The sequence below is a fragment of the Lactobacillus sp. CBA3605 genome, assembly GCF_002970915.1.
GTDB lineage: Bacteria > Bacillota > Bacilli > Lactobacillales > Lactobacillaceae > Lactiplantibacillus.
The window spans coordinates 1,474,378-1,483,857 of the sequence record NZ_CP027190.1 but is presented as its reverse complement, the minus strand read 5'-3'; the positions used below and the strand labels follow the sequence as shown (position 1 = coordinate 1,483,857).

The 9,480-nt window shown below is 44.1% G+C and carries 8 protein-coding genes; 2 read left to right on the top strand and 6 right to left on the bottom strand.

Annotated elements, in window-relative coordinates; all coding sequences use genetic code 11:
- Positions 1-88: 88 nt before the first annotated feature.
- The 4 genes from C5Z25_RS07195 to C5Z25_RS07180 form a co-directional block, all read right to left on the bottom strand.
- The gene (locus C5Z25_RS07195; protein WP_105452015.1) at positions 89-1,624 is read right to left on the bottom strand and encodes a PucR family transcriptional regulator; all 1,536 of its coding nucleotides are present in this window, start codon (positions 1,622-1,624) and stop codon (positions 89-91) included.
- 169 nt (positions 1,625-1,793) lie between these two features.
- Entirely contained in the window at positions 1,794-2,453 is a 660-nt protein-coding gene (locus tag C5Z25_RS07190; protein WP_105452014.1) for a nitroreductase family protein, read from the bottom strand.
- 35 nt (positions 2,454-2,488) lie between these two features.
- Positions 2,489-3,334, bottom strand: a complete 846-nt coding sequence (locus C5Z25_RS07185; RefSeq protein WP_105452013.1) for an acetoacetate decarboxylase family protein — start codon at positions 3,332-3,334, stop codon at positions 2,489-2,491.
- Positions 3,335-3,364: 30 nt separating this feature from the next.
- Complete coding sequence (locus tag C5Z25_RS07180; RefSeq protein ID WP_105452012.1) at positions 3,365-4,225, bottom strand: SDR family NAD(P)-dependent oxidoreductase; 861 nt, start codon at positions 4,223-4,225, stop codon at positions 3,365-3,367.
- Positions 4,226-4,486: 261 nt separating this feature from the next.
- Between C5Z25_RS07180 and yaaA the strand changes: the two genes are divergently transcribed.
- Positions 4,487-5,236 carry a peroxide stress protein YaaA gene (yaaA, locus tag C5Z25_RS07175; RefSeq protein WP_105452011.1) on the top strand — a complete coding sequence of 250 codons (750 nt, stop codon included), beginning with the start codon at positions 4,487-4,489 and terminating at the stop codon, positions 5,234-5,236.
- 233 nt (positions 5,237-5,469) lie between these two features.
- Here the strand turns inward: yaaA and C5Z25_RS07170 are convergent, their stop codons facing one another.
- Complete coding sequence (locus C5Z25_RS07170) at positions 5,470-6,510, bottom strand: zinc-dependent alcohol dehydrogenase family protein (RefSeq protein WP_105452010.1); 1,041 nt, start codon at positions 6,508-6,510, stop codon at positions 5,470-5,472.
- A gap of 259 nt (positions 6,511-6,769) precedes the next feature.
- Here C5Z25_RS07170 and C5Z25_RS07165 point away from each other — a divergent pair, with 259 nt between their 5' ends.
- Positions 6,770-7,420, top strand: coding sequence for an endonuclease III domain-containing protein (locus tag C5Z25_RS07165; RefSeq protein WP_105452009.1), 651 nt, complete (start codon positions 6,770-6,772; stop codon positions 7,418-7,420).
- Positions 7,421-7,473: 53 nt separating this feature from the next.
- On the opposite strand, the gene C5Z25_RS07160 is transcribed toward C5Z25_RS07165, so the two are convergent.
- Entirely contained in the window at positions 7,474-9,435 is a 1,962-nt protein-coding gene (locus C5Z25_RS07160; RefSeq protein ID WP_105452008.1) for an elongation factor G, read from the bottom strand.
- Between the last annotated feature and the right edge of the window lie 45 nt (positions 9,436-9,480).

Here is a 9,480-nt window from a genome sequence, read left to right as displayed (position 1 = left end):
TAGGCTAATCGACTTACTAAAAAAAAGCGTTTGGGCTGAATGCAGGAAAACCCCACAAAAAACCAAACACTTTTTAAATCCTCATCTTTTAATTTGGTTGGATCGACTTCGTTGCCAGACTATCGTTATTATCAATCAAAAATCGCTGTAACTTAAAGCCTGACGCCAACTTAAAACAAGTCTCAGCATCACGTAAATCACACCCTGTAATCGTTGTAATTGCTTTCAACCGATTCCGTAGCGTATTCGGATGCACGTAAAGCTTTTTAGCCGTCCGCGTTAAATTACACGTCGCTACTAAATAAGCATCCAAGGTCGGTACTAACGTCGTCTTATTCTTAGCATCATAGCTGATTAACGCTTTTAAGGCCGGGTTCACGAAAAACGGTAAAATCTCAATATGATTAACTCGCGCCAACGCTAAGTTATAAAACTCATCTTCACAAAAGACCACGCGACTGTGAATCGTCTTTAACTTGGCCGTGCGGCTGCACACCAGATAGGCCGCCGCAGTATCTTCCGGCTGGTTATAATAATTTGAAACAATCAAGCGACAATCAGCTTGCTTCGTAATCTGCTGCAGTTGCGCCTTAAATTCCAAACTATTATAGGCTGCCAAACTAATGGTCACCAGCGCCAAACAGTGTTGCCGATAAACCGAAATTAAACTTTGCGCAAATAATGGTCGTAATAAATATTGGAGCCGTTGTTGCAAAATCATTGGCGCCTGCTCAGCTAAGGGCTCACACTTAATGAGGACCATTTCAGTTGGCAACTTAGCATTTTGTTCTTTAAATTGGGCATCAAAAGTCGCACTTTGACGTTCAGTTAATAACATATTAAGTAGCCGGTCTCGTTGAGAAGCTGCGGTTGTCATAATTTGATTCTTAACTAAAGAACCTGCAATAATTTTACTTAAACTATTAATCAGTAAGGCATGCTGTGTGTTTAACGGTGTCGTCAATGCAGGCATCACCAGATAGCCTAAGGGTTCTTGCCGGTGAGCCAGTGGCGTCACTAACATCGGGACCGCCGAAAGCTGATCTGAGGCCACATAGATTTGCGTCAAAAAATCTAACTTTTCCGGGGCAAATCCCCGCTCCAATAACCAGCGCCCAATCTGATTGTTACCTACCGCCGCTTGTATACTCGCACCGTTTAGCTTTGTCATATGTGATCGAGACAAGACTTGCCCGTTTAAATCAATAATCGCTAATGGATTTTGAACTAATCGCACCGCCCGGTCAAAAATCGGATCAAAGTCAGCTGTGATCGCATCAATCGCTAAATCATTAAGCGTCGTTAAGCCAGTCGTGACGGGCTGCAATATCTGTCCAAGCATAAAAAGTAATTTTAATAGTTGATTTTGTGTTTGGGCAACCGTCAGTTGCTTGGGACCTAATTGAATAGTCGCCACAACCTGCCAGCTACCTTGCATATCGCAACTTAAACGAACTTGCTGGTCAACTGGCAACTGTAATAATAACGTCTGGGCATCAATTGGTGGTCGTCCCTTATTTTCAAATTGCGCTTGGTTAATGACTAATGCTGCGGTCGCAGTCGTTAAGCTAGTCGTGACTTCAAACTTAGCCGCTAAGCGTTGGATAACTTGTTTAAGTTTCATATCGGCTCCTTAGATGAACGGACTTCATTGCCTTCATCATAGGCAATGTAAGCGCTGTTGTAAAGGGCCATAAAACAAAGTGATCCAATCCCAGTAATAAAAAAAGAATTTGGGTTTTATCCCAAATTCTAATTCGGTAGTTAACCACCATCAATAACCAGCTTCAAATTCAATCCACTGACAAAAAGTCGGTTAAGGTCTTAGCATCATAACGATCCGTCTGCAATGGTTCGGTCGCAGCCTTACCAAGTGCAACCCCCATGACCGGAATGTAACGTTTTGGATCAAGGCCTAACGTCGGAATCATATGTTCAAAATCAATCCCTGAAAAGGCATTCGCATCATAGCCGTGAGCCCGAGCTACCAATAAAAGCTGCATCCCAACGATGGAACAATCAATGGTCGCATCAAATTTCAAAAAATCAGGTGTTGCATGTTCATACATTGGCAGGAACGTCCCTAAGATTTGATCCAAACGTTCTTTAGTAATTTTACCGGCTTTATAAACTTGATTCCAGACATCTCGATAAACGAAATGGGATTGCGTATCACCGGCAATAAAGACAATCGCCGCTGCACTATCAACTTGCGGATAGTTAAAGCTCATGACTGACTCCTTGAATTTAGCCTTAGCGGCTGGCGTATCAATAACCACAAAATGCCATGATTGTAAATTACAAGCAGATGGTGCCTTTGCTGCTTCCGCAATCATTGCTTGCAGTTCGGGACGTGGAATCTTAACTTCAGGATCAAAATCCCGTACTGAGTGGCGATTAAAAACGACATCTGAAAAATCATTATTGACCATTGTAGGTCTGGTTTGTGTCATATTAAACCCTTCTTTTCATTAATTTTAACGCACTACTAAATCGTATATGTGGTCGCTTTCGGATTGAAGAACGTCCGATCATAGCGACTAGTTAATAATTTTGGCATCGTCACATCAGCATCAACCGTTTCTAACTTCAACGTATTGAACATGACTGAAGTGTCAAAGTGGAACCAGGCTGCCCCAAGTGGTTTCAAAACTTTTAGCTCGCCAAACGGATCATCATCCGTCGAATTCATGGTAATCGTCAAATTTCCAGGTTCAACTTGATCAGCTAACGACCGTAATTGCGTTGCCACTAGTTCAACATTCGTGAAATGATTGGAGCCATCGGGATGCTGATCTAAATCATAGGTGTAGAAGAAACTATTCATTTCTGCTTCCTTACCCAATGCCAATTGACCCGCAAATTGTTGCATGATTGATGGATCGTTTAGTTCGCCAGCCGTCCATGACACATCTAGCAATGTTTTGCCGTGGCGTTTGACGGTCGCTGTCGCAGAATTATCGTTGCGGCGTAATTCAATGGCATCGGCTAACTTTTTAGGAATCCCGGCACCTTCACGACCAGCGATAACCCCACTTTCAGCACCAGGACCGTGCAGTAGTAACGAGATTGGATAGGCACCCATCATCTTGTCTTTGTAGCTCACCAAAGCAAATAAACTTTGTTCCAGATATGGGGCACTAAATGTCGGTTTTCCCATGTGAACGACGTAACCACAAACCACTGGCGCTAATAATTTTAGCGGTGCCGGAATTAATTTTTTCAATAGAGTCTCATCCGTTGCATAGGCAAAGCCAATCCCAGCTTGATCATTCATACTTGGCAGATTTAAAAAGTTTTTCATATCGTCATTACTTGCAATAAAACTAGCCATTATTCAACACTCCTTTTTAATTCTAAAACGTTACATGAGCCCGTCCATAACGTGCACATCGGGTGCACCATCATGGACAATCCGATCAACTCGATCTGCAATCAACGGGTTAAATTCAGGATGCGTCAGGATATAGAATCGATTATCTTCGAGCGCCTTAAAAACCGTCGCCGCAATCGTGTCAATTGGCTTCCCAGTTGTAATCACATATTTCGCAAATTGTTGCCCTTTTAAGTAAGCTTCACTCTGATAGTATGGATCGGTATCATCCCGATATTGATCAGGCCGATGACTTTCCGTGTGATAGAGGTCCGTCTGAACAAAACCAGGACACATCACATGCATATCAATATCCGCTTTAATCCGTTGTAAATCATATGCTGTCGCTTCGGTCATCCCCACTGAGGCAAACTTACTGGCATGGTACGACGGCATACCTGGCGTATCAACCAACCCGGCAATGGACGCCACGTTTAAAATATCCGCATGGGTCTTTTGTTTCAGCATAATTGGAATAATTCGTTTCATTGCATAGACTTGACTCATCAAATTAATATGCATAATCCATTCCCAATCGCGAGTTGGTAATTCCCAAATCCGCCCGGGTAATGCAATACCGGCATTATTAACCAATAAATCAATCTGACCAAATTTAGCCATAGTTTGATCGACGGCCGCATTCACGTCATCTTCTTTGGTGACATCTGCGCCAATCATAATCGCAGTGGCCCCAGCATCCGTAACAGCTTGATAAGTTATTTTTAAAGCAGGCTCGTCAATATCAACCATTGCGAGACGCATCCCACGTTTAGCACCAGCTTCAGCGATCACTTGTCCGAACCCATGGGCCGCACCGGTAATAAACATGACCTTATCTTTAAAATCTTTCATGAAAAATAACCTCCTTGATGAAACAGTCTTGATTGTGAATGATTTAATTATATTTAATGATGACGATGTTAATGACAATAACTAGTTATTCCTTACTACGCCTATATGGTAACACTTACATTGTCTTTGGATAAGGGACAATAGCTACAGTGTTTGGGCCAAAATTATGTACATTTTTCACATGGTCAGATTTATTTACGGTGTCAACGCTGATCCTATGCTAAACTTAAGGCCTGATTATCTCTGAAAGAAGGCCTCGTTATTAAAATTATTATTGCGCCCGCTAAAAAGATGCTCGTGGATACCGACACCTTTGCCGTTGCTGCCTTACCGCTGTATTTAACCCACACCCAACTTATCTTGCAGGCTTTACGCCGCTTATCCTATCCAGCTGCCAAAACCCTGTGGCATTGTAGCGATCGGCTCGCCCAAATCAACTACGACTGGCTGCAACACTTAGAACTAACTCAGAACTTGACGCCCGCCCTGTTCAGCTTTAGCGGTATTCAGTATCAGTATATGGCTCCAGACATTTTTACGGCTCCGGCCTTAGCTTATTGTCAGGAAAACTTACGGCTCTTGTCTGGTTTCTACGGCAGCCTACGCCCCTTTGATGGCGTCGTACCCTATCGGTTGGAATTTCAAGCCAAATTGTCGGTTGCGGGAACTAACAATCTTTATGATTTTTGGGGTGACCGCCTCTATCAAGCCTTACAATTGGGGCCAACTGAGCCCGTAATTAACTTAGCCTCTGAAGAGTACGCTAAGGCCATCTACCCTTACATGCAGCCGCAACAACCCTTTATCACGATTGTCTTTGCCAGCTTAGTTAACGGCAAGTTAAAGACTAAAGCCACCTTGGCCAAAATGGCCCGTGGCGCAATGGTGCGCTTTCTTGCCGAACACCAAGTGACTGACATTGCCACTATTCAGCAGTTCGATCATCCTGACTACTATTTTGATTCGGCCCATTCAACAGCTACCCGTCTCGTCTTTTGCTATAAAAAATAGTCTGGTTTAATCAGAATCCTGATTAAACCAGACTATTTTTTGAGATTAGGTGAAGAAACACGTTCTTTTAAGGACGTGATAAAGCGCCTTTTGTTTTGTACGACGAATGGTTAAACCAAGTGCAACACTTTGTCGAATAAAAGCTCTGCTGGCATACGATAGCCAAGAACCCTTTTAGGACAATGATTTAACTCCCATTGGCAATGTTTTACTTCTTTGATGAGATAATTCAATTAGTCACTAATCACTAACAATGATTTAATGGCCGTTCGTTGGTCCATCGCTGTATAAGCGTCTTGAATATGGTCTAAATCAAAGCGTTGTGTAAAGACCTTGCCCGGATGAATGGCGCCCTTTAAAACAGCGTCTAATAAGACTTGCCGATCAGCGGTCGTTACTGCGGCAATCCCACCACGTAAGCCGATATTTTTCCAAAAAAGGTTATTCGTATTCATCTCAGCTTTTTGTGGTACCCCAACACGACCAACAACTGCGCCGGCTCGGCCCACTTTGACTGCCGTATCAACTGATTGCGCCGTTCCAACACATTCCAAAACAGCATCAGCGCCGGCACCAGCAGTTAACGCCATGACCCGGTCAACTGCGTCAGTTCCGCGTTCGGCAACAATATCAGTCGCGCCAAATTCTTGCGCTAATTGTTGACGATCAGCATGCCGGCTCATCGCAATAATCCGCTTAGCACCCAATAATTTAGCCGCAATCACCCCACATAAGCCAACGGCACCATCACCCATAACGACTACGGTATCACCAGCCTTAACTTCCGCACTAATAGCCGCATGATAACCCGTCGCCATCACATCGGATAACGTTAATAAATCATTTAATTGGTCATCAGTATAATCAGCGGGTTGGCCGGGAATCTTGACTAAAGCCCAATTAGCGTTCGTAAACCGTAAATATTCACCTTGGTAACCGACAACTTCTGAATCGGTATTATTTTGGCAATCACCATCAAAACCAGCTAGACAAGCAGCACAATGTCCACAACCATGGGTAAATGGTGCAATCACAAAATCACCAGGTTGCACATTCGTCACTTCAGCCCCAACACTTTCAACAATCCCAATCGCTTCGTGGCCGGCGGGACTATTAGCTGGTCGCTTGGCCAGGCCCCGATACCACCAAAGGTCGGAACCACAGACACAGGCCCGGACCACCTTTAAGACGGCATCTGTTGGCGCTTTAATCGTCGCTTTAGGTAAATCTTGTGCCACCATTTTACCAGGTTCAATAAATACTGCTGTTTTCATCATTAATCACTCCTCAACTTATTAATATAATTAAGTGTACCCCTTAAAGTAAACTTTAAGGCAACTAACTAATTTTAAGCAACTATAACCAGTAACTTAAATCCACGACTGGTCTAGTTATGATAGCCAAATCGCATTTGTTCAGTTAGCTGATTTTTATTTAAATTTTCACACTTAGATAATTATAGCCTTAACTCATTAAAGATTGTATGATAACAGATAGTAGGACCATCAAAAGTGGAAAGAAGTGGGGATTAATATGTTAAAAGACCACCAGATTGTTTGGGCAATTCATCAAATGGAAGCTGAGATTGGACCAGTGGGACCATCATTAGATTCGCGTACCCCGTTTCAATACCTGATATCCGTAATTTTAAGCGCTCAAGCGACGGACGTTTCCGTTAACAAGGTAACACCGCGTTTGTTTGCGGCTTACCCAACCCCAAAGGACTTAATGGTAGCGGATGTCACCGCCGTTGAAGACATCATCAGAAGTGTGGGCTTGTTTCGTAATAAAGCCAAAAACATTATCAAAACAGCGCGAATCGTACACGAAGACTTGCATGACGTCGTCCCAACCACCCGCAAAGACCTGATGGCGTTACCCGGCGCCGGCCGAAAAACCGCTAATGTCGTTTTGAGCGACGTCTTTGAACAACCTACCTTCGCAGTGGATACCCATGTTTCAGCTATCGCCAAACGCTTGTACTTTGTCGATCAATCCGCCTCACCTTTGCAGGTCGAAAATAAGATTGTCGGGGTACTAGCACCAGCGGAATTGCATCAAGCGCACCATACCATGATTGAATATGGTCGCAAATACTCCATGAAATTAACACCAGCTAAAGAAGTTTGCCAGTTAATTATTGATTGCGATAAATTAAACGAAGAAAATGAGGCTGAAGTCTAAGTCGGATAAGTTAAAAAGCGTAGGACAAAAATCAAGTTGTCCCACGCTTTTAGTTAGCTCAATTTTTCTAAATCAGTGGCTGTATAAGTATAAGGCACGTGTGCCATTGCCGGCACCGCATCCCAAGAGACAGGATAGCCAGCACCATGCGTACAGAAAACTGAATCTGGTGTATTTTCTAAATCCGCCACTGGTTGATAAGCCATGTCTGCAATAACTGCGGCAGCATTATGACAAGGGCGATAGCCATCAACGACACAGTCCAGTTGTCCTTGACCATGCGTATACGCTTGGACCACCTGCGAATAAGCTTGCATTTCGGCCACTGGCGCCATCCCTGTAATTGTCGTTAAAGTTGCATCATGACCAGCTTCCGGCGGGTCAAACGTTCCGCTCATGCGTTGAATATCCGTCAATGCTCGTCCCACTTGGTCGGTGCCAATTACTAAGCTGAAACGATACCACGGTTCAAGTAATTGACATTGATCCGTGGTTTGCAAAATCATCAAACCTTGCCGAACCGCGCGCCAGGTTGCTTCTCGAAAATCGCCACCAACTGAATGGACATTGCTAGCCTTACCACTAACCAGTGTAATTTTCAAATCGGTTAACGGTGACCCAGTCAATACCCCGAGCTGAGTTTTGGCCTGTAGATTACTCAAAACTTGATGTTGCCAGTTGCGACCTAATACTTCCAAATCACATTGTGACGCCACTGTTAATCCACTACCAGGTGCGGTGGGCGCCAATAATAAATGAACTTCCGCATAGTGCCGTAAGGGTTCAAAATGGCCAACCCCTTCCACCGCATGAGTAATCGTTTCCTTATAAAGAATTTGGCCTTCATCAAAGCCAACATCCAAATTAAAGCGATCGTGTAGTAATTGTTGCAGAATTTCAAGTTGAACCGGACCCATGAGTTGCAACCGGATTGATTGGAGCTGTTCGGACCAAACCACATGTAATTGGGGATCTTCATCAGCTAGCTGACGTAAAATCCGCAAACATTCATGACTATCACGGCCTTTAAGATCAAGTGTGTAGTTCAAGACTGGCTGAATTTCCGGCGGCCGCCCAGCTGGTTCAGTGCCTAAGCCTTGTCCCGGATACGTCCCGGTCAAGCCTGGAATGACACCTACCATTCCAGCTGATAAAGTCGGTAAGCTCTTAAATTTAGTCCCATTATAAACGCGCAGTTGGTTCACTTTCTGATCACCTAAAAGTAGGGCTTTAGTCGCCAAGGTCCCGCCCGTCAACCGTAGCCACGTCAGCCGTTCACCCTGGGCATCATGTGAAATTTTAAAGACCCGTGCGCCAAATTTTTCAGGATACGTCACCGGCTGTGTCCAGTGATCAAGCCCGGTGAGTAAGTCAGTAACCCCCGTCGTTTTAAGCGCTGCTCCAAAGTAACAGGGAAAAACTTCACGCTGTTGAATCATTTTTCGGACGGTGACATCACTGAGTTGCTCCGTCTCCAAATAATCAGCTAACACCGTGTCATTTTGCATGGCCATTGTTTCATAAGTCGCCGTCGTTAAGTCATTATCTCCAAAATCAACACATCCGGCTGCCAATTCTTGTTGCAATTGTTGTAGAATGGCCGTACGATCCGTCGCTGGCGCGTCCATTTTATTCACAAAAATAATCGTCGGCACGTGATAATGTGACAGTAACCGCCACAAAGTCCGGGTATGGCCTTGGACGCCATCTGTGGCTGAAATTACTAAAATCGCCATATCTAAAACGCTCAAAACTTGTTCCGTTTGCGTGGCAAAATCCACGTGTCCGGGGGTATCCAATAACGTGAGATCTAATTCTCGATAATGTAAATTCGCTTGATGCGAAAAAATCGTAATGCCTCGTTGCTTTTCAAGCTCATCCGAATCCAAAAAGGCATCACGTTTATCAACCCGACCTAATTGTCGTAACGCCCCCGCTTGATACAACATTGCCTCTGAAAGCGTCGTTTTTCCAGCATCCACATGGGCAATAATCCCGGCTACTACTGTTGCCATTGTTCAGGACTCCTTTCTCATTTCACTCATCTCAACTATCATACT